21 protein-coding genes are annotated in these 24,308 nt (G+C 32.4%); 10 read left to right on the top strand and 11 right to left on the bottom strand.

What is annotated here, in order from left to right:
- The first annotated feature begins 191 nt into the window (after nucleotides 1–191).
- From H0I32_RS08510 to H0I32_RS08485, 6 genes are all read left to right on the top strand, one after another.
- A complete protein-coding gene (locus H0I32_RS08510; RefSeq protein WP_173587701.1) occupies nucleotides 192–2,615 on the top strand; it encodes a TonB-dependent receptor in 2,424 nt (807 codons plus the stop codon).
- An 18-nt stretch (nucleotides 2,616–2,633) separates the two neighbouring features.
- On the top strand, nucleotides 2,634–3,941 hold the full coding sequence (locus tag H0I32_RS08505; RefSeq protein ID WP_173587700.1) for a hypothetical protein: 1,308 nt from the start codon (nucleotides 2,634–2,636) through the stop codon (nucleotides 3,939–3,941).
- 210 nt (nucleotides 3,942–4,151) lie between these two features.
- Nucleotides 4,152–5,156, top strand: coding sequence for a recombinase RecA (gene recA / locus H0I32_RS08500; protein WP_173587780.1), 1,005 nt, complete (start codon nucleotides 4,152–4,154; stop codon nucleotides 5,154–5,156).
- Nucleotides 5,157–5,261: 105 nt separating this feature from the next.
- Nucleotides 5,262–5,690, top strand: coding sequence for a hypothetical protein (locus H0I32_RS08495; RefSeq protein ID WP_173587699.1), 429 nt, complete (start codon nucleotides 5,262–5,264; stop codon nucleotides 5,688–5,690).
- A 42-nt stretch (nucleotides 5,691–5,732) separates the two neighbouring features.
- Nucleotides 5,733–6,278, top strand: coding sequence for an RNA polymerase sigma factor (locus H0I32_RS08490; protein WP_179314130.1), 546 nt, complete (start codon nucleotides 5,733–5,735; stop codon nucleotides 6,276–6,278).
- A gap of 3 nt (nucleotides 6,279–6,281) precedes the next feature.
- Nucleotides 6,282–7,853, top strand: a complete 1,572-nt coding sequence (locus H0I32_RS08485) for a hypothetical protein (RefSeq protein ID WP_179314131.1) — start codon at nucleotides 6,282–6,284, stop codon at nucleotides 7,851–7,853.
- Nucleotides 7,854–7,872: 19 nt separating this feature from the next.
- Here H0I32_RS08485 and H0I32_RS08480 read toward each other — a convergent pair whose 3' ends face one another.
- Nucleotides 7,873–8,622: a lysophospholipid acyltransferase family protein gene (locus H0I32_RS08480; RefSeq protein ID WP_173587696.1), complete on the bottom strand. Its 750-nt coding sequence runs from the start codon at nucleotides 8,620–8,622 to the stop codon at nucleotides 7,873–7,875.
- 122 nt (nucleotides 8,623–8,744) lie between these two features.
- Between H0I32_RS08480 and trpS the strand changes: the two genes are divergently transcribed.
- Nucleotides 8,745–9,713 (top strand): tryptophan--tRNA ligase, encoded by a 969-nt coding sequence (trpS, locus tag H0I32_RS08475; protein ID WP_179314132.1) that lies wholly within the window; start codon nucleotides 8,745–8,747, stop codon nucleotides 9,711–9,713.
- Between the two features lies 1 nt (nucleotide 9,714).
- Complete coding sequence (locus H0I32_RS08470) at nucleotides 9,715–9,891, top strand: hypothetical protein (protein WP_173587694.1); 177 nt, start codon at nucleotides 9,715–9,717, stop codon at nucleotides 9,889–9,891.
- Nucleotides 9,892–9,980: 89 nt separating this feature from the next.
- Here H0I32_RS08470 and H0I32_RS08465 read toward each other — a convergent pair whose 3' ends face one another.
- Entirely contained in the window at nucleotides 9,981–13,298 is a 3,318-nt protein-coding gene (locus H0I32_RS08465; protein WP_179314133.1) for a T9SS sorting signal type C domain-containing protein, read from the bottom strand.
- A gap of 238 nt (nucleotides 13,299–13,536) precedes the next feature.
- On the bottom strand, nucleotides 13,537–14,640 hold the full coding sequence (dprA, locus tag H0I32_RS08460) for a DNA-processing protein DprA (protein WP_179314134.1): 1,104 nt from the start codon (nucleotides 14,638–14,640) through the stop codon (nucleotides 13,537–13,539).
- Nucleotides 14,641–15,113: 473 nt separating this feature from the next.
- Here dprA and H0I32_RS08455 point away from each other — a divergent pair, with 473 nt between their 5' ends.
- Nucleotides 15,114–16,049, top strand: a complete 936-nt coding sequence (locus H0I32_RS08455) for an SPOR domain-containing protein (protein WP_179314135.1) — start codon at nucleotides 15,114–15,116, stop codon at nucleotides 16,047–16,049.
- Between the two features lie 261 nt (nucleotides 16,050–16,310).
- Nucleotides 16,311–16,823 (top strand): acyl-CoA thioesterase, encoded by a 513-nt coding sequence (locus H0I32_RS08450; protein WP_173587690.1) that lies wholly within the window; start codon nucleotides 16,311–16,313, stop codon nucleotides 16,821–16,823.
- Nucleotides 16,824–16,837: 14 nt separating this feature from the next.
- On the opposite strand, the gene H0I32_RS08445 is transcribed toward H0I32_RS08450, so the two are convergent.
- The 8 genes from H0I32_RS08445 to H0I32_RS08410 all read right to left on the bottom strand — a co-directional run bounded on the left by H0I32_RS08445 (nucleotide 16,838) and on the right by H0I32_RS08410 (nucleotide 24,293).
- Nucleotides 16,838–18,076 carry a murein hydrolase activator EnvC family protein gene (locus H0I32_RS08445; RefSeq protein WP_173587689.1) on the bottom strand — a complete coding sequence of 413 codons (1,239 nt, stop codon included), beginning with the start codon at nucleotides 18,074–18,076 and terminating at the stop codon, nucleotides 16,838–16,840.
- Nucleotides 18,076–18,867: a DUF4292 domain-containing protein gene (locus H0I32_RS08440; RefSeq protein ID WP_246293624.1), complete on the bottom strand. Its 792-nt coding sequence runs from the start codon at nucleotides 18,865–18,867 to the stop codon at nucleotides 18,076–18,078. Before H0I32_RS08440 ends, H0I32_RS08445 begins: the two co-directional genes overlap by 1 nt.
- Before the next feature lie 6 nt (nucleotides 18,868–18,873).
- Nucleotides 18,874–20,229 carry a tetratricopeptide repeat protein gene (locus H0I32_RS08435; RefSeq protein WP_179314136.1) on the bottom strand — a complete coding sequence of 452 codons (1,356 nt, stop codon included), beginning with the start codon at nucleotides 20,227–20,229 and terminating at the stop codon, nucleotides 18,874–18,876.
- The gene (locus H0I32_RS08430; protein ID WP_173587687.1) at nucleotides 20,222–20,536 is read right to left on the bottom strand and encodes an antibiotic biosynthesis monooxygenase family protein; all 315 of its coding nucleotides are present in this window, start codon (nucleotides 20,534–20,536) and stop codon (nucleotides 20,222–20,224) included. The genes H0I32_RS08435 and H0I32_RS08430 overlap by 8 nt, the downstream gene beginning before the upstream one ends.
- Nucleotides 20,537–20,633: 97 nt before the next feature.
- A complete protein-coding gene (locus H0I32_RS08425; protein WP_179314137.1) occupies nucleotides 20,634–21,653 on the bottom strand; it encodes a sugar phosphate nucleotidyltransferase in 1,020 nt (339 codons plus the stop codon).
- Nucleotides 21,654–21,766: 113 nt separating this feature from the next.
- Nucleotides 21,767–22,201, bottom strand: a complete 435-nt coding sequence (gene dut / locus H0I32_RS08420) for a dUTP diphosphatase (protein ID WP_173587685.1) — start codon at nucleotides 22,199–22,201, stop codon at nucleotides 21,767–21,769.
- Nucleotides 22,202–22,221: 20 nt separating this feature from the next.
- Complete coding sequence (locus tag H0I32_RS08415) at nucleotides 22,222–23,682, bottom strand: oligosaccharide flippase family protein (protein WP_173587684.1); 1,461 nt, start codon at nucleotides 23,680–23,682, stop codon at nucleotides 22,222–22,224.
- A gap of 137 nt (nucleotides 23,683–23,819) precedes the next feature.
- Complete coding sequence (locus H0I32_RS08410; RefSeq protein WP_179314138.1) at nucleotides 23,820–24,293, bottom strand: hypothetical protein; 474 nt, start codon at nucleotides 24,291–24,293, stop codon at nucleotides 23,820–23,822.
- Nucleotides 24,294–24,308 lie beyond the last annotated feature (15 nt).

Genomic DNA, 24,308 nt, shown 5'->3' with positions numbered 1-24,308 from the left:
TATAGAAATTGATTTTCATTTTCTACACCAAATACAATTGAAGACCTATAACCTTATTCATAAAAAACAACAGTAAAATAAAACAGGAATTTAAAAGTAAAAACCTAGCAATCATAAGATATTTGCAACTAAAAGATATTTTAAAAAAAAGGCTATTTTTATTTGGAATAAATATAAATAAGGATATTTTTGTGAAAAATTTATACGTGTTTAGAATCAAAATATTTTCTTTTTACTTAGTCCTGATTTCTAGCCTTACAGCTTTTAGTCAAAATGGGAATTTTTACGGAAAAGTGAAATACAATTCTAACGAACCAGCAGTAGCTATATTTATAGCCCTAAAAGGTGATCAGGTAGAAAAAGAAACAAATTCTAACGTAAATGGTTCATTCAATTTTAAAGACATCCCTTACGGAGATTACACCATTACATTTTATTCACTAAACGATCTTCCTAAAATAGTTTCTGTAAAATTAGATTCAAAAAACAAAGAAGTTAATGTTATTCTAGAGATTTCAGCACTTGATGAAGTATTTGTAAAATCTAAAACCGTACAGCAAAAAATTGAAGAAAAAGGTTTTGCTGTAAATGTTATTGAAACTAAAGAAGCTGCAATACAATCTATACAGGTTAATGAAATGCTAGATCAATCTGCAGGGGTTAGGGTTCGTCAATCTGGTGGTTTAGGATCTCATGCCCATTATAATTTAAATGGAATGACTGGTAATTCGGTTAAAATTTTCATTGACGGTGTACCTATTCGAAATTTTGGACCCTCATTTTCATTAAATAGTATCCCTCCCTCTTTAATTAAACGTATTGAAGTTTACAAAGGCGTTGTACCACCACATTTATCAGATGATGCTATGGGTGGCGCTATAAATGTTGTATTAAATGATATTACTAAAAATGAATTAAAAGCATCTATTTCTACGGGATCGTTTGGAACTTACAGAACGGACGTTAATGGAGGTTACAGAAATAACAAAAATGGGTTTACCGCTAGAGGTTCTGCTTTTGTTAACTATGCCGATAACGATTATGAAGTTTGGGGGAATCAAGTTGCCGTAGCACTGTCTGCAGGAACACCGGATGTTTATATACACGCCAAACGTTTTCATGACAGATATAGGTCGCAAGGAGGAAAAGCTGAATTTGGATTTACAAATGTTGAATGGGCAGATAAACTTTTGGCTGGAGTTTTACTTTCTAATATGGATCAACAAATACAAACTGGTGCAACCATGGAGATTGTTTATGGAAATAGGCACACAGAGCAAAGCACCAATATGTACAGCTTAGATTTTGCAAAAGAAAATATTGCGAAAAATTTAGATGTAAGTGCATTTGTGTCTTACTCACGCCTAAACAGAAAAACTATAGATACCATTGCTACACAATACAGTTGGTTAGGTTACCCAACAAGTTATTTTAATGACCCAGATGTTTGGTCTAGCGGCGCTGAAGCAGGAGACCCAACACTTCAAAAAGACATAGATGAAACGGTAAACACTCGTACTAATCTAGCCTATCATATCAACGAGAATAATACTATTCAATTAAATCACTTACTAAATACATTTACTAGAGATTCTGACGACCCAATGCTTCCTGCTGCTGAAAATGCATTGAAAGAAGAACGTAAATATTTAAAATCCATCTTAACGGTTTCATTAGAAAACAAAGCCTTTGATGAAAAACTAAGAACTTCCGTTTTTGGAAAATCTTATTACATGGATAGAACTTCGAAGTTACGAACAAGAAGTTCTAACACCTCAGGATCGACTATTATAATTGACGAAAACAATATCACTTCTAATGACTTTGGATTTGGAGGCTCTATTTCTTATTCAATCACACCTAAAATTACGGTATTTGGTTCAGCAGAAAAAGCCATTCGCTTACCTGAATCTGACGAAGTTTTTGGTAATGTAGCTTCAAATTTAAATGCCTCTGTAAATTTAAAACCAGAACATAGTAACAATTATAATTTAGGTTTCACCTATGATAATATTCAACTAAAGAAACACACTTTCGGAATTACTTCAAATATATTTATTAGAGACACCGAAGATTTAATTATGTCATTTCCAACAGGAAGTAATGAAGAATTTTTTGAGAACTCAAATATTGGAAAAATCTATACTGAAGGATTCGACTTTACCTTAAATTATAATTACAACGAAGCACTTTTCTTTAGTGCTAACACATCATTTTTTAATGCCAGAGATTACAATGTAACCTATGATGTTAATGGAAACCCTATAACACCAAGTTACGAGCGACTTGCCAATACGCCTTACTTTACAATGAATTACAATTTAAAATTCAATACCAAGAATTTTATTCAAAAAGGATCTACGTTATCGACTTATACTAATGTATTGTATGTACATGAATTTTTTAGAGGTAGTAGTGTTCTTGGTGGTTCTGGAAAAATTGTAATTCCCGGCCAAGTTTCTTTTGATGCTGGTTTTGCTTATACATTTCCTAAAAACAAAGTCTCTTTAAGTTTTGATGTAAAAAACATATTAAACAAACAATTATTCGATAATTACGCCCTTCAAAAGCCTGGTAGAGGATTTTACGGGAAACTAACTTTTTCAATTTTATAAATAATAATTTCAAATATTATGAATTTCAATTTTAGATCAATTTTAAGTATCGCCTGTATATCGGCATTAGTTTTATCAACTTTTTCGTGTAGTGAAGATGACTCACCTTCAACAACATCGACAAATGATTCTGCTTATAGACCATACCACTTGGTAATTGGGTCTAGCCCAACGGGGGAATCTGAAACTTATACACAAGGAGTAACAGTTGAAGACCTTAATAACCCTGATAAAACATTTACATTTAGTGGTTACGGTCAAGAAATTCCATCGACACGTACAGCAAGATTATACACTTCTGATGATGGAGAAACGGTATACAACTTAAATTATGGTGGTGGAGACATCGCTAAATATGATTACATCAGTGGACAAACCTATAATTTACTTTTAACAACAGATGTCCAAGCCGTAATGGGAACTGCGTACCCACGTTGGACAAAAATTGACGACAACTACGCCATGTTACATAACGTAACGACTGAAAATATCTATGAAGATCCAACAGACGAAACTTCTCCTTATATAAAAACCACTGCTACTGTTACTTTAGCGCGTGTAGATTTAAGCACAATGAGTGTTTTAGAGAATACTTCATTTGAGTTTCCTTATAACCTAGATGAATCTGGGGAAGGTATCCATACGTTTAGAATTGATGCTCCCGTTATTACCAACGGAAAATTATATTATGGTGTTGCTAAACGTTTTTACGATGCATTAACTGGTGAAAATGGCACTATGGTTTATGACAACGTTGAAACTTTGGTTGTAGATTATCCTTCTTTAGAGAATGAAACAACAATCACTTCTACATTAGCACAAGGTTCTACTAACGGCTATAGAACACCTGTTGCTCATAAGGATGAAAATGGAGACACTTACCAATTAGTAACTTCTGGAGATGTATCAATGATGAAAATAAGCAACGGTACTTACGATGAAGCTTATGGTAAGTTTGATATTAAATCACTTTTAGGTCATAATGCAGAAGCAAACACAGGTTGGTTTTATGTAGGTAACGGAATTGGCTATGTACCTGTTTTAAATACAGACTTAGGAGATAGTGCTAGCTCTAACTGGGATGTTGTACGTATTGATATATATAACAAAACAGCAACTACAATGAATGTACCATTAGATTTATGGCTACGTCAATACCAGTGGGCAAGCCTAATTGATGGTAAATTATACATGGCTTTAGCATCTTTAGGTGGTGAAGGTAAAGTTTACATTTTTGATCCTAGCTCTACAAGTGCAGATGGTTTTACAACTGGAGCAACGTTACAAACAGGAACAACTGATGCATCATATATTGGATTATTCTAAAATAGAAATACCGATTTAATATATTAAGCCAGAGCATTTATTTGTTCTGGTTTTTTTATACCTTATAAACATCGAATGAGACCAATCAATTTTAAAAACTAAAAATCATCACTTTCATTTGTAGTAATTTGAAAACGAGAAATGTTTTAATTAAAATAAGTGTTATTTTTGAATAATAATTTAATGAAGAATTCTAAGAAAAAAGAAGATATGAGTAGTGAAAAAGACGCAAAATTAAAAGCTTTAAAGTTAACTTTAGACAAGTTAGATAAAGCTTACGGAAAAGGAACAGTAATGAAAATGAGCGATCAAGCTGTGGTAGATGTTGAAGCTATCTCTTCTGGCTCATTAGGATTAGATATTGCATTAGGCGTTGGCGGTTATCCTAGAGGTCGTGTTATAGAAATATATGGACCAGAATCTTCAGGTAAAACAACCTTAACACTTCATGCTATTGCAGAAGCACAAAAAGCAGGAGGTATTGCTGCGTTTATTGATGCGGAGCATGCTTTTGATAGAACTTATGCTGAAAAATTAGGAATAGATATTGATAACCTAATCATCTCTCAACCAGATAACGGTGAGCAAGCATTAGAAATTGCTGATAACTTAATTAGATCGGGTGCTATTGATATTGTTGTTGTCGATTCTGTTGCTGCCTTAACACCAAAGAGTGAAATTGAAGGTGAAATGGGAGATTCTAAAATGGGCTTACATGCACGTTTAATGTCTCAAGCACTTAGAAAATTAACAGCTTCTATTAGTAAAACAAACTGTACTGTGATTTTCATTAACCAATTACGTGAAAAAATTGGAGTAATGTTCGGTAACCCAGAAACTACAACAGGTGGTAACGCTTTAAAATTCTACGCTTCTGTACGTTTGGATATTAGAAGATCTACACAAATTAAAGATAGCGATAGTAATGTAATGGGTAATAAAACCCGTGTTAAAGTCGTTAAAAACAAAGTTGCTCCACCATTTAGACTCGCTGAATTTGATATTATGTATGGACAAGGCATCTCTAAAGTAGGAGAAGTTTTAGACCTTGCTGTAGAGCACGAAATTGTTAAGAAAAGTGGATCATGGTTTAGTTATGGTGATACCAAATTAGGACAAGGACGTGATGCTGTTAAAATGATCATTAAAGATAATCCGGATTTGATGGACGAACTAGAAGAGAAGGTTAGAGCTCTGATAAACGAAGCAAAATAATTGAAATTAAAAATCCTGAAATTAATCTTTCAGGATTTTTTTTGGTTTAAAACGCAACCATTTTGTCATTTTTACATCTACTATAATAATTGACTATGTTTTAATATGAAAAAATACGCTTTACTAATTCTTGTTTTTATTACAACATTAACCTCATGTAGCATTGACGATGATAATTCAGATTTATTTTACGTAAATTTTATGCCTATAGAAAGTGTAGATATTCCTGAATATTTTGTTTACGGGGAAACTTATGAAATTTTCATGACCTATACAAAACCTAACTCTTGCTATTTCTTCCGTGATTTTTATTATGCAATTGATGGTAATGAAAGAATCGTTGCGATAGAAAACAATGTTTACCAAGAAGATAATTGTGATGAAACACCAGAATCTGAAACCGTAAGCCTTAACTTTTATGTTACAAGTAATGAAACATATCTTTTTAAATTTTACCAAGGAAAAGATGAAGAAGGTGTTGACCAGTTTCTCTTAGTAGAAGTACCTATTATAGACGAAAGACCAGAAGCTTAAAGTTCAATAAAAAAATTAATTATTAATTAATCCCCAAACAATTTGAGTTTAGAACAACTCATAAAAAATTGTAAGAACAACGATGCTCAAGCTCAAAGCCAATTATACAAGCAATTTGCAAGTAAATTATTTTCGCTTTGTCTTAAGTACTCAAAAAACTATGCCGAGGCCGAAGACAATCTGCACGATACCTTTATAACAGTATTTCATAAAATAGAGCAGTATAATAACAAAGGTTCTTTTGAAGGTTGGTTAAAACGTATTGCTATTAACACGGCTTTGCAACGTTACAGAAAAGATGTTGGTGTTTACGATATCATTAATGAAGAAAACATTGAAGACGCTTCTGTAGACCTCAACGATACGGATGTTAATATTGATTTTTTACTCAAAATTATTCAAGAATTACCTAACAGATACCGATTGGTTTTTAACTTATATGTACTGGATGGTTATTCGCATGTAGAGATTAGTGAATTGATTGAAATTTCAGTAGGAACGTCTAAATCTAATTTATCACGTGCAAAAATGATATTAAAAACAAAAATTGAAGCTTATAACGCGACTCAAAACTCGCAGAGTGTTTAAATAATGGAAGACAAGAAAAACATAGATAGACTTTTTCAGGAAAAATTCAAGGATTTCGAAGTTAAGCCTAACGATGCTATTTGGGATCGTATCAACGAAAGTCTTCCTAACAAAAAGAAAAAACGTAGAGTTGTTGCGCTTTGGTGGCAACTTGGCGGTATAGCTGCTACTATTGCTTTATTATTTACTGTTGGAGTTTCTGTTTTTAATTCTGAAGAAAATAAGCCTCAAGAATTACCTTATGTAAATATTGATAAGAATACAAACACTGAATCTTTAAATAAGACTGAAGATGCTGCAAATAAGATTTTAAATTCACCTAAGACAACAAAAAAAGAAAACATTCAAGTTGCTGACTCTGATTTTAATTCAGAACAAAATTCTAATTCAAAAGATTTAAACTACGAAACTATTGAAGAAGCTTATTCTTCTAACAAAATAACAACAGCTAAGCAATCAAAACAAAAAAATGATGCCATTGCTAACAACATAGACAAAGGGATAAATAAAGCTTCTCAAAAGCTTAAAGAATCAAGAATAGTTAATAATTCAAATCAGAACTCTGAAGTTGCTAGCAAAACAAAATCATCAGATACAACTATAGAAGACACTCAAATAACTTCTGAAACAGAAAGAAAATCTATAATTAACAAGACTATAAAAAACAATAAAACAGCGGTTGTAGAAAATACTTTATCTAAAAAAGTAAATACTGAAACATTAGCTAAAAAAGAAGCCAAAACAGAACCCGAATCTGAAAATTTATTAATTGAAGAGACCGAAAAGGCTACAATTGAAAATGCGATTGCAGAAAATAATGAAACAATAATTGAAGAGGACAAAGAAGAGACACAAAACAGATGGAGCATTTCTCCAAATGTAGCACCTGTTTATTTTAATTCACTAAGCGAAGGTTCTTCAATAGATAATCAATTCAATAAAAACGCCAAAAACTCTGATATTAATATGAGTTACGGTATTACAGGAAGTTATGCTATTTCTAATAAAATAAAAATTAGAACAGGTATTAACCGTGTTAATCTAAACCAAACCACTACAGATGTTTTTGCTTTTACCGGTGCAGAAACAGCCGCTAGAGGATTAAATGGCTCATTTAGTAATATTACTTTTAGCGAAAACACACAAAACGTATCGCTAATGAGCTCTGAAATGATGAATAGGTCTTCTGCTCCTGAATTATTGAAAAATGTAAGCAAAAGCGAAATAGATCAACGTTTTGGTTTTATAGAAGTGCCTTTAGAATTGGAATATAAATTATTAGATCGCAAATTTGGGATTAATATCATTGGAGGCTTTAGTACTTTCTTTTTAAGTGAAAATGAAATCTATGCCGATATCAATGGCGTCTCAGAACAAATCGGTGAAGCCAATAATATTAATGACACAAGTTTTAGCGCCAATTTTGGTTTAGGAATGGATTACAGCCTTTCTAAACAATGGTATATAAATCTTGAACCTACTTTCAAGTATCAATTAAACACGTTTAACAATACATCAGATGATTTTAGATCTTTCTTTATTGGGGTCTACACTGGGCTAAACTACAAATTTTAGAGTATTAAAAATACAGTTCTTAGTTCGTTTTTTTAATTAAATTAGTAGTTAACTCGTCTAAAATTAAAGTTCTAGCTTCTTTATTTAATGGTTTTGTGTCTGCTATTGTTAATCCTTCAGTTGGTAAAAACTTATGAATCTTAGCGCGCATTCTACCTGGGCTTCCACTAAAAAAAGTATAAGAAAAACGCTTCTTATTATCATAAAATGTAATTGGCACAATAGGGATTTGATGATTAATTGCTAATCTAAAAGCACCATCTTTAAATTCATCTAACAAAATATCTTCATCAGGTACACCACCTTCAGGAAAAATGCAAATACTCAAACCTTGCTTTAAACGTCTTTGCGCTCTTAAAAAAACAGCTTGTCTACTTTTAGCACTTCCTCTATCTACCAAAATACAGGTTCGTTTATAAAAGAATCCAAATAGTGGAATTTTAGATAATTCTTGCTTACCTACAAATACAAAAGGATTTTTTACAGCCACAAACATCATCATAATATCTGCCATAGAAGTATGGTTGGCTACAAACATGTAACTCTTATTTCGGTCAGGAACTTCTGCTTTTTTAATGCTATACCCAAACCCCATTCCTATTAAAATAAACTTAGACCAAATACGTGCTAGCCTAAAAAAATAAGGATACCACTGCTCTCTTAATATCGAAATGATAAGTAAAGGAAATAATACAATAATCGGAATAGCTACTAAAATATAGAACCAAACACGATACAAAAGCCAAAACGGATATTTTATAATTGCCATGGCACCAAAACTAGTTAATTAAATTAAATCACTTCTTATAGTTGTGCTAAAAAATTTACCTTTGCTTATTATTTTTAATTTAAGTTTAATTTAATGAAACATCTGCACCCGCAGGTTATGTTATGGCAAGAATTTTAACAGGAGTACAAAGTACAGGAACACCACATTTAGGAAACATCTTAGGTGCAATTTTACCAGCTATTGAAATGGCAAATGATGCTAAAAACGAATCGTTTTTATTTATCGCAAATTTGCACACATTAACACAAATCAAAGATGCTGAAGAATTAAGAAACCATACCTATTCTGTTGCTGCAACCTGGCTTGCTTTTGGTTTAGATATAGAAAAAACAGTATTTTACAGACAAAGTGACATTCCTCAAGTAACGGAATTATCTTGGTATTTAAGCTGTTTTTTCCCTTACCAACGTTTAACATTAGCTCACGGGTTTAAGGATAAAGCCGATCGTTTAGAAGATGTAAACTCTGGTTTATTTACCTACCCAATGTTAATGGCTGCAGATATTTTAATATATGATGCTGAAATTATTCCTGTAGGAAAAGATCAGTTACAACATATTGAAATGACACGTGATGTTGCTTCTCGTTTTCATGCTAAAATGGGAGAAACTTTTGTTTTACCTGAAGGAAAAATACTAGAAAGTGGAATGCTTATCCCTGGTACTGATGGTGAAAAAATGAGCAAGAGTCGCGGTAATTTTATCAATATCTTTTTACCAGACAAACAACTCCGTAAAAAAATAATGTCTATCGAAACTGATAGCACAGCTCTTGAAGACCCTAAAGATTGGTGTACCTGTAACTGTTTTGCTATTTACAGCTTACTAGCCTCTGAAGAACAACTTGCAGCTATGAAAGCAAATTACGAAGGTGGAAATTATGGTTATGGTCATGCAAAACAAGCCTTATACGAATTAGTTGTAGAGCGTTTTGCAGAACAAAGAGAACGTTACCATTATTATATGGATAATCTTGAAGAAGTTGATGCTGCTTTAGCTGTTGGAGCTAAAAAAGCAAAACTTGTTGCTAATGACGTATTAAAACGTGTAAGAGAAAGAGTGGGTTATTAAAATGAAATTTAAAAGAGAAGCTCTAAGCCCTGCGCTAACAATTATAGCGATGACATTATTATTAATCTCACGATTATTAAGTGACGACACCTCTATGGATTGGTTAGGTTATTTAGCCATAACTGTTATGATTACTGCTATTGTTAGTCTCTTTTTAATCTATAAAAAATCAAAGTAAACAAATACTAGATTTAGCACAATACTAAATAAAAAAAGCCCTCAGTTATTTTAACTGAGGGCTTTTTTATGTTTAAACTAATTGTACTATTAGTTTATTAGCTTTTTAGTTACGATACTACCATTATCTAATTTTATAGATGCTATATAAACACCTTTAGCAAAATTAAATTCTGTACTAAAAGTATTGCTATTTTCATTAGATGTGTAGTTGGTAATTTGCTTACCGCTTATATCATATATGTCTACAGATTCAATTATACTAGAAGACTTCACATAAAACATAGCATCATTAATATATGCAAATGTGTTAGTATTAGAAATCTCTTCAACAGAAAGTGTAACAGGCTCTGTATATCTTAAAATAAAACGATCATTAAATGTACCTTGATCACCAGTGAATGTATAAGGTACTGTTCTTAAATCGTGAACCACATTAGTATAAGTATCTTCTAAGTAAATATCTTGTTCTTGCTCTTCAAATAAGCTTCCTTTTAATTTAGCGATAGCAATATTATAAATACCACTTTGAGATAATTCAATACCTAGTGGTACTGTATTTGTGTCTACAAATGGTAATGGAAGTCCTTGTATTACTAATTTATCTTCTTCAGTAATTAAAGAATATAGATTAAACCCACCATTGTTAGTGTTAGAATCATAAAGTCTATCTTTTTCTTCTGTAGCACCATCTACATACCCAATTAATGTACTAATAGCATGGTTATTTTCATTAGCTAAACTTAACCAAACTAATTGTTTTTCTGTACTAACTAAAGTTTCTTCACTATTTCTGTAAAATCCACTATTATCATAAGCTTCTTCATCATCGTGACGCATATCATTAGTAAAGGTTACAGAAGCAGAAGTTGCAGAGTTTAATATTTTAACAAAAAAACCTTGACCTGAAGCGATTTTTAAAACATCACTTGCACTTGCATCCGAACTTCCAGTATAATTATATGTAATGTACTGGTTACCATAATTCATTCCAAAATCCTCATAATAATATTGATTAACAGTCGTCGCTATTTCATAATCATGTGTCCACAAATGCACACCCCCATCAATTACTGCATTATCAACACTATTCACTGTAAGGAAATCATAAGCATTTATAGACGAAGGGTACGGATTACCTATTAAATTCCAATTACTATTTCCTTCTCCCTGACCTCCTGTACCACTAACATCAACGGGCCAAGAAATATTGCCGTTACTTGGTTTACCAGTAAATAATGCTGTATCATCTGATACTGTATTAACTCTAGCGATGTAACCTTTACCTATTGACATACTACCGCTTGCATTTACCCAATTACCTCGAGTTCCATTAGCATTCTCTACATCTGTTTCCCAACTATATTTTCTATCTCCTGGAAGATTTGATACTAAACCTGTTTCAACAGGAGATGACCAATACACATAATCATATTGGTGTAGACCCTCTGCTTTACGTATTACTTTTATATCTCCACTGTTTTCTACATCATTAATTTGTACTAGACTAGCATCATCTTCTATAGTAAAAGTAGCAGCAGGTATAGCATCAACGGCAACACCATCTACAGTAGTTGCAGCAACCTCCTCCTCTACCGTAAGTGAATTATAAAGTGTCATTGCATATCCTTCTGGTATCGTTACATTTTTTCCTGCTGGAACTGTACAATCACAACCTTCTACATTTGCTGGGTCATTATAATCAGCTGTAACTATTAAACTACGATCTCCATCAGGAACAGAAATACTATTGTCTGTATAAACTGAAGCTAAAACCCAGTTTGTACCATTCCAATAAGCAGGTGTACCCCCTTCAGTAATTGTAAAAGGTAAATCTACAGCACCATAGCCATTTGCAACTCTCACTCTATAACTCGTATCTTCTAAATCTGAACTATATAAGCCAGCAGGTATGGTAAATGTATTTGATGTTTCTGATAACAGTGTATTATTTTCAAACCATGTATAGGTAATTTCTTCTTTTGGATCGGAATTATTTTCTGTACCTTCAATAGAACCTAATGCAGTGAAAACAAATTCACTTGATGGAAACCTACAAACAAACCTTGAAACTGGAGATTTATCAATCACCGGAGATTTAATATCAAATGTAGACTTGTTATAAGCCATAAAAGACATATCTGAAGAGCCACCAGCTCCCATATTGATATTATCAATACTATTAATATTTTCATAAGCGGCAGCAGTAGGTGATCCATCAATTTCAAAATCTTCTAAACTTAGCGCTGCCATTCTAAACCCCCTATCTCCTTTATTACCAAATGATGCCACAGTAGGAATAGCAGTTTCAAAAGTTGCACTTGCAGAATAATCTAATCGATAAAAATCGACTCTCCATTGATATAACCTAGTTTCACTACTATTAGGATCAGTATACTCATAATGATTAACAAATGAAAGTTTAACAGGTCTCCCAACAACATTACCATCTACATCTGCATAATAATATACATCACTACCGCCTGGCTGTGCCATTTGTGTGATTAATAAATCTGGTATACCATCATTTACAGCACCAACATCTCCATTACCACTATAAAACCTTATATCTGCTTGATTATTAAAATTCGCTATACCTGTACCTAAATCTAATCCGTGGTCTCCATCTATGATAACATCGTATACTGTTTTTCTAACCGCATTATTCAACACATTTGAATCTGTAAAGCCATCTATTTTATCTGCAAACCCCATATAATTATTAGAATTAGGTTTACCACTAACTCCGTTAGTAGAATATGCTTTAAACTCTTGACTGACATACTCCGTACTTGTGGCTGAGACATCTACACCTAAAGCACTTAATTTCGTTTCTAAGAATGCATTATCAACCCCTGTAGAAAAGATTATATCATTACCACCATAATTCATTTTAAACCCTAACAACTCATGGCTATCATTTGGCCAAGTTGCTTTACCTGCGGCATCGTTATCAGGATCCCAATCAGAAGATTTCCAAAAATGTTCTCCATCTCCATTCTGATCCCAAGTGGTATACACTTCTCTAACTCTAATTTCACTACTAGCACTCACAGTTTTATTTGTAGTTGTTGGCGCAATATAATTAAATGTTGTAGACGCACCACTGACTCCTGTTATTGAAAGGGTTCCAGTTCTATCAGTTGTAGTAGTTGCCGTAATCTTAAAAGTCATTTCTGTACTACTTACAAACGTCTTACTCCCAGTACTCATGTTAGTAATTGAAATACCTGACTGATCCCCGTCAGTAAAGCCCGTACCAATAATAGTTACTTTACTACCTGTAGTTACACGAGTAGGAAAAATATTAGTTACAACAGCTTGTGCATAGAAAGACACAGCACTAAACAAAAGTAAAAAAGCAGTTATGTTTTTTTTAGACGATAGGAAATGTAAAATTGTATTCATAGGTATTGAGTATTATTAAGCTTATAAACATAAGAATTAGCCTCAGGCAAATATCTTTTCAGTGTAAATTTGGGTTTTACAATGCAAAAATGCTACAGTTTAAATGATACTCAAAAAAAACTAGTTGATGTGTAGAGAAATCCCTTTAAAATGCAGAGATAATATTATAACACACACGTGTGATGTATTTTAAGTGAAAAAAGAGTCAAAAAGACAGAGTGTATTTCATCGAATATTTCTAGATTATTTCGAATAATTTACCAGGTAAAGGGCGCACTAAACCTTTTAGCTCTAGATTAAGAAGTAAACCCGCTAATTTATATGTAGGCATTTCGCAACGTAATGCAATAATATCTAACAATTCCTTATTGTTTTCCCTTAAAAACTGACAAATAATTTTTTCATCGGGACTCAACTCTACAAAAAGCTGTTGTTGTATTACTGGCTTTTTGTTAGACTCTAATTCCCAATTCAACATATAAGGCACATCTAACGGATGAGATAACAAATGTGCTTTCTGAAACTTAATAAGATTATTACACCCAATACTTTGGCTATCGGTTGTTCTACCTGGTACAGCAAATACTTCTCTATTATAAGAATTAGCAATATCTGCGGTGACTAAACTTCCGCCTTTTTCTGCAGATTCTATAACTAAAGTTGCTTCGCTTAACCCTGCTATAATACGGTTACGTTTTAAGAAGTTGTTTCTATCAAAAGTATCAGTGCTCCAAAAATCGGTATAAAAGCCTCCGTGGTTTTCAACAGACGCTACGTATTTTTTATGCACTTTTGGGTAAATTTGATTAAGCCCATGTGCCAAACAACCAATAGTTTGTAAATTATGCTTAACCGCTGCTTTATGTGCTGTAATATCAGTTCCGTAAGCAAAACCAGAAACAATAATGGGATTAAAAGGCGATAGAGCTTCTACTAATTTTTCGCAGAAAGCAATGCCGCTAGTCGTAATTTTACGCGCACCAACAATACTAATAATACGTTGCTGTTTTATATTAATATTGCCAGATTGAAACAAAACTATAGGACCATCTAAACAATGTTTTAAACGTTCAGGATATGTATCTTCTGTAAAATAGCGCGCCTTAATATTATTATCTTTTATAAATTTTAATTCTTGCGCTGCTTCTTCAAGAAGGTTTTTATCAAAAAGCCCTTGAATAGTCACCAAACCAATGCCGTCTATTTTTAAAAGTGTTGCTTTCTTTTCTTTAAGAACAGCTTCTGCAGATCCACAATGATTAATGAGTTTCTTTGCTGTTGTAGCTCCTATTTTTGGAACGTGTTGTAGTGCAAGAGCGTAAATGAGTTGTTGGTCTGTCATTGAAAACTATGTACTTGTACGAATTAATCTACCTACACGAATATAACTATTTAATTATTAACATTATAACACTTTATATTTCATAAGTAGAAAAACAGATCTGATTCTTTATAATTTTAGAAGCTATAAAATAAAATGATAAACAACACCCCTAAAGTCCCTTCAACGGGACAATTCATTTAAAATAAATCAAGTAGAATTTTGAGTTTATATAGATGAAGAAAATCTAAAAATAAGAAGTGAGGGTTGATTAATAATCAAAAAACTAGACATATTCTTAATTTTAAAAACAGCTCGAAAGTCATCACAAGAGGACAATTGACTCGATATTGATACTGATTTTATATAAAAAAAGAGAAAATCTAAATATTAAATCCTAAGAAAATCAAATAGATAGTTGCATCTATGATCTGATGTTAATAAATAAGCCGCTCGAAATTTCTTTCGGAAATAAAAATTTCTAACTTTGCCGCATGCAGTTAGAGACTTACATAAGCGACCTTTTATACCGTTACGAATGTGTTACCGTACCTGAGTTCGGAGCCTTTTTAACACAACGTGTTTCGGCAAAGATTCACGAAACAACCCATACATTCTATCCTCCTAAAAAAGTTTTATCTTTTAACGAGCAATTACAACAGAATGATGGCTTGTTGGCTAATTATATTGCTGAGGTAGAAAAAATACCTTATTCAGCAGCATTGCTTAATATCTCTAAGGAAGTAAAAGCTATTAAATCTTACCTATCTGAAGGTGAAACTATTCAGTTTAAGAATATTGGTGATTTAGGTTTAAGTACTGATGGTAAAATTCAATTTAATCCTTCTAGTCATATCAATTATTTGACCGATGCTTTTGGATTATCTCATTTTTCTTCTTCGGAAGTTACAAGAGAAGTTTACAAAGAAACCGTTGAGGCTATTGAAGAAACTGCACCAATTACATTAACACCAGAAAAACGCTCTAATCATAATTGGTTAAAATATGCAGCTGCGGCTGTTATTTTACTTGGTTTTTGTGGTTTAGGAGCTGCTACTTACTATAATTCAACTATAGAAAACCACAACCAAATTGCACAAGAGCAAGCTAATGAGCAACTCGATGCTAAAGTACAAGAAGCTACTTTTGTAATGAGTCCGTTACCTGCTGCAACTTTATCTTTAGAAAAACAAAGTGGTAATTACCATGTTGTTGCTGGGGCTTTTAGAATGAGAGAAAATTCTGAAAAGAAAGTAAAACAACTAAGAGAAAAAGGATTTAAAGCCCGTATAATAGGTACAAATCGTTTTGGATTACACGAAGTTGTTTACGGTAGTTTTGATACTCGAAACGAAGCTCAAAATGAATTATTTAAAATTCGTAGTGAGTATAACCGTGATGCATGGTTACTTATAAAAAATCTTAAATAGATTTCTGCAAAGTAGAAGCTATTCATTTTCTTCTGATATTAATTTCAGTACTTTATAGCAACCTTTTGGGGTTAACGTTATGTTGTGCCTTTTTGTGAATTTTTTTTCAAAAAGACGCTTAGCGAATTCATTAAATTTCTCATAGAAATTAGAGAATATGCTAAAGAATTTTGATAAGTTCCTCAGCTTCCTGCATTTTTCTATAATCATACATCTGCAATATAAAATCCCTTTATATTTGCGCAAATCTTAAAATTACTTATGTTACCTAAAACTGCACTACAGTCTAAAACAATTGCAACCGATTTAGTATTACCAAGCGAAACTAATCCGCTACATAATTTATTTGGAGGGGAACTTTTAGCACGTATGGATAAAACGGCTAGTATTTCTGCTAGAAGACACTCTAGACGTATTGTAGTTACAGCTGCTGTTAACCACGTGGCTTTTAATAAAGCAATTCCGTTAGGTAGTGTTGTTATGATTGAAGCTAAGGTTTCGAGAGCTTTTTCTTCTTCTATGGAGGTTTTTATTGATGTTTGGATTGAAGATAGAGAGTCTGGAGAACGCCTTAAAGCCAATGAAGCTATTTATACTTTTGTTGCTGTTAACGAAGCAGGACATCCTGTAAAAGTACCAGAATTAGTACCAGAAACAGAATTAGAAAAGCAACGTTTTGATGCTGCTTTACGTCGTAAGCAATTGAGCTTAGTTTTAGCAGGAAAAATGAAACCTGCAGATGCCACTGAACTTAAAGCCCTTTTTGACAAATAAGCTCTCTACTTTGCTTATTGCCTAGCCAACCAAGACTCAGGATTTAACTTCAAATTGTTTTTATAAATTCTGAAGTCTAAAAGCGTTTCACCTGTAATTTTATTACTGAAGACTTTACCGATTACTTGACCCGTTGTAATCTGATCTCCTTTTTTTACATAGAGTTGAGAAAGGTTATGATAGATAGATAAGTAATCACCATGTCTTATTAAAATCGTTGGGTTTCCCCATTTCATAGCATGAATTGAAGATACAACACCATTAAAAACAGCCTTAACATCGCTATTGACTTCAGTAGCGATCTTAATACCAGAATTATTAACTTCAACAGATTGGTCTGTTAATGATCTACCTTTTCCAAATTTAGCCTTTACAACACCTCGAGATACTGGCCAACCCAATTTTCCTTTATTGGCAGCAAAACTAGCTGCGAGTTTTTTAGCTTCAGGTGTTAAAATAAATTTTTTGGTAGAACTTGTTTTATTACTTGTATTTTGATTTGTGTTTTTATTGGCTTCAGCAATTGCTTCAGCAATTATACGGTCTATTTCCTTATCTAAACGATCTGCTTCTTGCTTCTTAGATTTAATCTGCGATGCAAATTTACTCATGTCAGATTTTATAGATGCAACTAAAACTTCACGCTGTTTTAGTTCACTTTCTAATTCGCGTTTTGCAATTCGGTTTTCTTCAATAAGCTTCTTCTTATCTTCTTTTTGTTTAGATAATTGAATGTTTAAAACTTGAAGTTCTTTTGTTTTTACTTTTATAGATTCTCCCTGCTCTTTTTGGTATTCTCTATATTGACGTATGTATTGAAGGCGTTTGTAGGCTTGCTGAAAATTGTTAGAAGACAAGAGGAACATTACTTTACTTTGTTCAGATTTACTCTTATAAGATTTTACAACCATTGCCGCATAATCATCTTTTAACTCTTGTAATTGCGTTCTTAAGCTCGTAATTTCTTCTTGATTTGTATTAATCTCTCGGGTTAATAAATTAGCCTGTTCATTAGTAATTCTTATTAAATTCTTTCTCACATTAACTTTATAATTAATGTCTTCAATAAGTGTAATGGCAGATTTCTCTTCTTTCTTTTTTGTAAATAACAAAGCATTGATCTGCTTCATTTCTCTCAAAATTTGCTGACGCTGTTGCTCTAATTTTTTTTGCTTATCACTTTGTGCAAAAAGCGATGTGCAAGACAATAATAGCCCAATAATAAGTGTAGTGTAGAAACGGTTTGTTGTCATTATTTAATCACGATTTCTTTATAGCCCGCTGGGATGTTAAACGGAAAACGAACTTCATCGTTCAAAGATACCGATTTAAATGCCATAGTAATAATAACTTCATCGTCATTATCAACAGCAATAATCTTAATATTTTCTGGAATAATTTGCTTATCTACTTCTTGATAAGACGCGTAATCTACTTGTAACATTCGTTTTTCTGACTGTTGATACATTTGCAAACTATCCATTTTAAAATGTGAAGGGTTAATTAAATAAAACAACTCTATCAATACATTTTGGTCTTTAGGACTTAAGGCATAAGAATTTCCATTCACAGAAACCTGATGCGCTTCTTCCTGTAAATCGTAAATAGCTTGTCCTAGCAATATGTTTTGTACTTTATTAAAATCGAGATCAACACCAACAACATCGCTTAATAATTTGTAATCACCATCAAAATATTCGCCATCTAACTTATTGTAAAACTTCACTTTATCTGGCGTAATCATCATACGAGCCATCCCGAATGGAGCACTTAACCAAATGACTTGATCTTTTTCCATTCTAAAACTAAACGTATAACCTTGATTTTTTTCTCCTTGAATAAGATCAATCGCAACCTTAGCGTTCATCGTTTTAAAATCAGATTCACTTTTTTCGTGTTGCTTTATTACTTGTTTTGCAGATAGTTTATCGCTAGCAACACCAGAAGCTATAACACTTTTGGTTCCGCTACAACTCATTACCAAACCAATAAGCATGGCACTAAATACAACTTTTAGTTTTATATCTTTTTGAAATATATTCATTTACACTTATTTTTTTAAGGCTTTTGCCTTTTTAGCAAACGTTTCTGATTTACTAATATTATTTATGGCTTTATAAGCGATGCTTAATTCTGAATAAAAATCGGCTTCCATACTTGGGTTATCGATTAAGAAATCTAATCCCATTTCTAGATTATCAATTGCCTTTTTAGGTTCGCCAGAATTATTCTGAGCCACACCATTTACTAAATACAGAATAGGTTGCGCAGGATACAATTCTAAAGCACGCTCACTATCTATTATAACTGCATTGTAATCTTTTATATCTAATTGAAGTAATAAGACATCTTTAATTAATTTGAAGTCGTTAGGGTTCTGTTTTAAAGCTTCTTTAAAATTAGACAATGCCTTAACCTTATCTCCGGCTTTTAAATAATAATGCCCAAGATCACTATGTGTTTGCGCATCTTTATTATCATCTATTAAGGATGTAATATCTATTAAATCGGATTCGTATTCTGGATTATGAGATACAAAAGCAACAAAGTCTTTCAATACTTTTGCCTTAGCATCTGCATTAATTTCAGGACTTGTTAAAACTGTTTTTACAGAATTGATTGCTTTGTCTACTTTTTCATCTTGAAGATAGAATTTATACAAAGCTAAATGCACAAATTTAGAATCAGGCTTTATTTTTAGCAAATCTTTAGCTGCTTTGTAAGCCTTTTTTTGATCGCCTGTTTGGCTATAACGATAAATCAGTTTTAAGTGATTATCCTCATTATTAGGATTATTAGCAATACGTTGTTCTAGGTTTTCAATACGATCGTCTGCATTTCCTGTAATGCTATAAATATCGTTACGCATACCGTCTCTAGATTCACTCAAACCATACTCAGCATCCAATTCGTCTAAAATATCTAAGGCTTGCTTGTATTTTTCTTCCCTTACATAAAGTGACGCTAAATCTTCTTTATAATCAGGGTGGTATTTTACTAATTGCTTTATCGTTTTTAAAGCATTTTTAATATCATCTTGCTGAAAATACACATCATAAAGTTCATCTAAAAACCAAACATTGTCTGGCTGCATGTCTATTGCTTTTTTCAGGTTATCTTCTGCAGCGCCAAAGTTTTTAAGTTTGTTATAGTTTTTACCTAATTCGAAATAAATAACAGGAAACTTAGAACTAAGATTTAAACATTTTTTAAGCTCAATAACAGCACGGTCGTAATTTTCAATTCCTTTTTCTTTTAAGGCTTCAAAGAAATGCTCTTGAAATTCATCTTCAACATTCCCTAAATCATCATCTGGTTTTTTATTAAAATCGACCTGAGCATAATTAACCTGCGGAATTAATATTCCGAAAAGAAAAACAACTATAAAAATATACTTCTTATTCACTTTTATTTTCTTTTAACAAGTCTTGCACTACTTCTAGTTTTTCTAAAATTTCAATTTTTATACACGACGCTTTCATTGCGTTTTTAAAGGTATTTGCTTCCTTAGGTAAATGTTTTCCTGCATTATCAAAAATAGTTTTACTTGGCCATTGTGCGTATGCAATGAAATTTAAGTCCTCTTTTTTATGTAATCTAGATCCTAAGCTATCTTCGTGTTTATAAATCAATGCTGTTAAACCTTTCCAAGCGTCTAAAAACTGATCTTCATGATTTGGTTTAACTACAAATGAATATAATACAACGTACATAATTTAAGATGTTACTTGGTATTCTTTGGAATAGTTTTCAAAAAGTATTCCAAAGAAGAATTAAAAAAAATGAGATTTCTGCTTTTGCAGGAATTTGTTACTCTATTACAGTATAATCACCAATACTAATCTTAGTAAACTCGCCATTGTACTTTACATGATTACCAATCATAGCTTCGTCTAAATTAGCATTCTTGATATTTGTATGATTCTGAATTAAGCTATTTTTAACGGTTGTGTTTTCAATAACACAGCCTTCACCAATTGACACATTAGGACCTACAGTTGTGTTTTTTAATACCGTTCCTTTTCCGATATAACAAGGCTCAATAATTTTAGAATTTTCTAAAACCACAGAATCATCAACCAATTGCTCTTCTTTATCAGCGGTTAAGAACCCTAACATTTTAGCATTTGTATCTAAAGTTACAGCTTTATTTCCGCAGTCCATCCACTCATCAACAGTTCCTGTTTTAAAAACACGTCCATCACCCATCATGCGTTTAATACCATCGTTAATTTGGTATTCGCCACCGTTCATTATGTTTTCGTCTAAAACTTCTTGTAATTTATCTTTAAGAACCGCAACATCTTTAAAGTAATAGATACCGATAACGGCTTGATCACTTACAAAGCTTTCTGGTTTTTCAACAAGTTCTACAATACTCTCGTTTTCATCTAGCTTTACAACACCGTAAGCTTCAGGGTTCGCAACACACTTTGTCCAGATAACACTATCTGCTGTTGGATCTAAATCAAATTCAGCTCTAATCAATGTATCTGCATAAGCAATCACTGCAGGCCCAGATAAAGATGGTTTTGCGCTCATTATAGCGTGACCTGTCCCTAAAGGTTGATCTTGTCTGTAAATGGATGCTTTAGCCCCTAAACCTTCTGCAAGTTCGGTTAAACTATTAACAACATCGTCTCCAAAAAATGCCGGATCTCCTAAAACAAACGCAATTTCTTCAATAGGTTGTTTTAAAACTTTTGCAATATCCTTAACCAAACGATGAACGATGGGTTGACCGGCAACAGGAATTAATGGTTTTGGTACGGTTAAACTATGTGGTCTAAGGCGAGATCCTCGACCTGCCATTGGAACTATTATTTTCATATTTTGAGCCTGCAGATGCAGGTGATTTTTGTTAAACTATATTCCTGTGAAAACAGGAATCTAATTTTTTAGTTTGTTGTTTGTTCTGAGATTCCTGCTTTGTCAGGAATTTGTTATTTGACTCCAGTACTTCCAAAACCGCCTTCACCACGATCTGTACTAGATAATTCTTCGGTAAGTTGCCATTCTGCACGTTCGTGTTTTGCAATGACCAATTGAGCGATACGCTCTCCGTTTTCAATCACAAAATTTTCGTTAGAAAGGTTTACTAAAATAACACCTATTTCGCCTCTATAATCCGCGTCAATAGTTCCTGGCGCATTGAGTACTGTAATTCCTTTTTTAGCCGCTAATCCGCTACGAGGTCTTACTTGTGCTTCGGTGCCTATTGGTAATTCAATATACAAACCTGTACCAACAATACTTCGTTCTAAAGGTTTTAAAATTTTAGATTCTGATAAGTTAGCTCTTAAATCCATACCTGCCGAAGCGATAGTTTCGTAATGAGGCAATTGATGACTAGACTTATTGATGATTTTTATATTCATGTAATATTCTGAATGACGAATTAATTTCGATTTAAAATTTGTTTTATTTCCTCTTTTTCAAGTGAAATAACTAATCCCAAAAATACAATTATCATTGCACTTCCGATAATATAATTTTCTCTGTAGTTATAGAAAAACACAAACGAAAATAGAATAGACACCAATAGATATAATCCTATTTTCTTCAAATTATAAGGGATTGGATAATGTTTTCTTCCAAAATAAAAAGATAATAGCATCATTACAGCATAAGCGGATAATGTGGCAATGGCAGAACCTTTAAAACCAATTATCGGAATTAGAATATAGTTTAGACTTAACGTAATTAGTGCACCAAATATTGAAATATAGGCACCATATTTTGTACGATCTGTTATTTTGTACCATACAGAAAGGTTGTGATAAATGCCTAAACAAAAATTAGCTAGAAGGATAAATGGTACAATCCACATGGCTTCATAATAAGCATCACTACTAATAATATAGGGTTTTAAGATATCTGCAAAAACAATAACACCTAAGAAAATGACAGAGCCGAAAGCGACAAAGTATTCTAATATTTTAGCATAGTTTTTTTGTGGATTTTTAGCTTTAGAGTGGCTAAAGAAATAAGGTTCTATACCTAAACGAAAGGCTGTTGCAAACAACGTCATAAATAAAGCCAATTTATAACATGCCGAATACATTCCTATTTGTTCCTCTGCAATATCTGTTGGTAAGAGTTTTTCTAATAAAATACGATCAAACGTTTCATTTACAGAATAGGCAATCCCTGCAATAAGAACAGGCAATGCATAACGCATCATTTTTTTCCATAAAACAGTATCGAAAGTAAACTTTAGTTTGGTGTAGAATGACAGCAATAACAACAGAGTTAATCCGCTTGCAATAAGGTTAGAAATGAAAATGTAACTGATTTCAAAATCTGCTATATAAATACTATTAAAGATTGGATAATTAGTCGCTAAATCTTTTAAGTATAGTAGTAGAAATACATTCAATCCTAAATTAACAGCGACATTAAGGATCTTAATAATCGCATATTTCATAGGTCTTGCTGTAGCACGCAACCATGCAAAAGGAATAATGACTAGAGCATCTAAGAGCAATATGATGAAAACTAAATTGAGATACTTAAGTTCTATATTTATAAGTGATGAAATTTGATTTCTAAACAGAAAGGCAATTCCCATTAAACCAAGTGAACTTATGATTAATGAAATAGCAGAAGTACTGGTGACTTTTTCTTGATTTTCATCCTTATTAAAAAATCTGAAGAATGCAGTTTCCATTCCGTATGCCAAAACCACATTAAAAAGCACAAAATAGGCGAAGATAAACGATACACGTCCATACTCTTCTACAGATAAAACCTCTGGGTTTGTGTAAAGTGGTACTAAAATAAAACTCAACATTCTTGGTAGCACCGTTGCTAAACCATAAATGAATGTTTGTTTAAAAAGTGATTTGAATCCGCTCAATTTTATGAATACTAATGAAACTCAAAAGTATTAAATATATATTGGTCTAACTGTTTATGAAACTAAAAACCCAATTTAATAAGTTAAGTTTAACTAATTTATAAATTGAAAGAATTATTTATCAATCTCAGAGTTCTTTACCTTAGAGTATCATTATCGTAAAAAACACCTTCTTTCTCTTTTAACCCAGAAATTTTCTGATACTTAAGCAATCCATTTTCAAAATAACTAATTACACATTCTGTATTTAATAGCTTAAACGGAAATGTAGGTTCTTTATCTTTTATAAAAGCTGCTTCGAGGCTCATATCTCTATCGTAAGGCGAAGGATTTTGAAGTTTTGCTGTATATTTTGCACGCCCTTTAACCAATTTACTTTTAAGACCTCTAAAAAAGACGCTATCCACTACAACTTGGTTATTAGCATTTAAATTAGGAAATGTTATATTAAACCCTGAACCACCTTTCTCTACTTTTGCTATCCAAGATTGAAAATAAGGTTTATAGGGAGATAATAAAGATTCTTTTTCTAATTGATATTTAGAACTAGAACACTGACAAAAACTAAATACAATACCAATTGCACAAAGTAATACATATACTTTCTTCATTACAGTAGAATAAAA

It is taken from the genome of Winogradskyella sp. HaHa_3_26 (assembly GCF_019278425.1).
Classification (GTDB): Bacteria; Bacteroidota; Bacteroidia; order Flavobacteriales; family Flavobacteriaceae; genus Winogradskyella; species Winogradskyella undariae.
The sequence above is the reverse complement of the archived record's forward strand: the minus strand, read 5'-3'. Positions and strand labels throughout refer to the sequence as shown.

Excerpts from the sequence above, each read along its gene's own strand:
- H0I32_RS08430 (WP_173587687.1), bottom strand. The coding sequence starts at position 20,536 with ATGTACGTTGTATTATATTCATTTGTAGTTAAACCAAATCATGAAGAT.
- H0I32_RS08505 (WP_173587700.1), top strand. The coding sequence starts at position 2,634 with ATGAATTTCAATTTTAGATCAATTTTAAGTATCGCCTGTATATCGGCA.
- dut (WP_173587685.1), bottom strand. The coding sequence starts at position 22,201 with ATGAATATAAAAATCATCAATAAGTCTAGTCATCAATTGCCTCATTAC.
- dprA (WP_179314134.1), bottom strand. The coding sequence starts at position 14,640 with ATGACAGACCAACAACTCATTTACGCTCTTGCACTACAACACGTTCCA.
- trpS (WP_179314132.1), top strand. The coding sequence starts at position 8,745 with ATGGCAAGAATTTTAACAGGAGTACAAAGTACAGGAACACCACATTTA.
- H0I32_RS08410 (WP_179314138.1), bottom strand. The coding sequence starts at position 24,293 with ATGAAGAAAGTATATGTATTACTTTGTGCAATTGGTATTGTATTTAGT.
- recA (WP_173587780.1), top strand. The coding sequence starts at position 4,152 with ATGAGTAGTGAAAAAGACGCAAAATTAAAAGCTTTAAAGTTAACTTTA.
- H0I32_RS08495 (WP_173587699.1), top strand. The coding sequence starts at position 5,262 with ATGAAAAAATACGCTTTACTAATTCTTGTTTTTATTACAACATTAACC.
- H0I32_RS08450 (WP_173587690.1), top strand. The coding sequence starts at position 16,311 with ATGTTACCTAAAACTGCACTACAGTCTAAAACAATTGCAACCGATTTA.
- H0I32_RS08485 (WP_179314131.1), top strand. The coding sequence starts at position 6,282 with ATGGAAGACAAGAAAAACATAGATAGACTTTTTCAGGAAAAATTCAAG.
- H0I32_RS08470 (WP_173587694.1), top strand. The coding sequence starts at position 9,715 with ATGAAATTTAAAAGAGAAGCTCTAAGCCCTGCGCTAACAATTATAGCG.
- H0I32_RS08425 (WP_179314137.1), bottom strand. The coding sequence starts at position 21,653 with ATGAAAATAATAGTTCCAATGGCAGGTCGAGGATCTCGCCTTAGACCA.
- H0I32_RS08465 (WP_179314133.1), bottom strand. The coding sequence starts at position 13,298 with ATGAATACAATTTTACATTTCCTATCGTCTAAAAAAAACATAACTGCT.
- H0I32_RS08440 (WP_246293624.1), bottom strand. The coding sequence starts at position 18,867 with ATGAATATATTTCAAAAAGATATAAAACTAAAAGTTGTATTTAGTGCC.
- H0I32_RS08445 (WP_173587689.1), bottom strand. The coding sequence starts at position 18,076 with ATGACAACAAACCGTTTCTACACTACACTTATTATTGGGCTATTATTG.
- H0I32_RS08455 (WP_179314135.1), top strand. The coding sequence starts at position 15,114 with ATGCAGTTAGAGACTTACATAAGCGACCTTTTATACCGTTACGAATGT.
- H0I32_RS08480 (WP_173587696.1), bottom strand. The coding sequence starts at position 8,622 with ATGGCAATTATAAAATATCCGTTTTGGCTTTTGTATCGTGTTTGGTTC.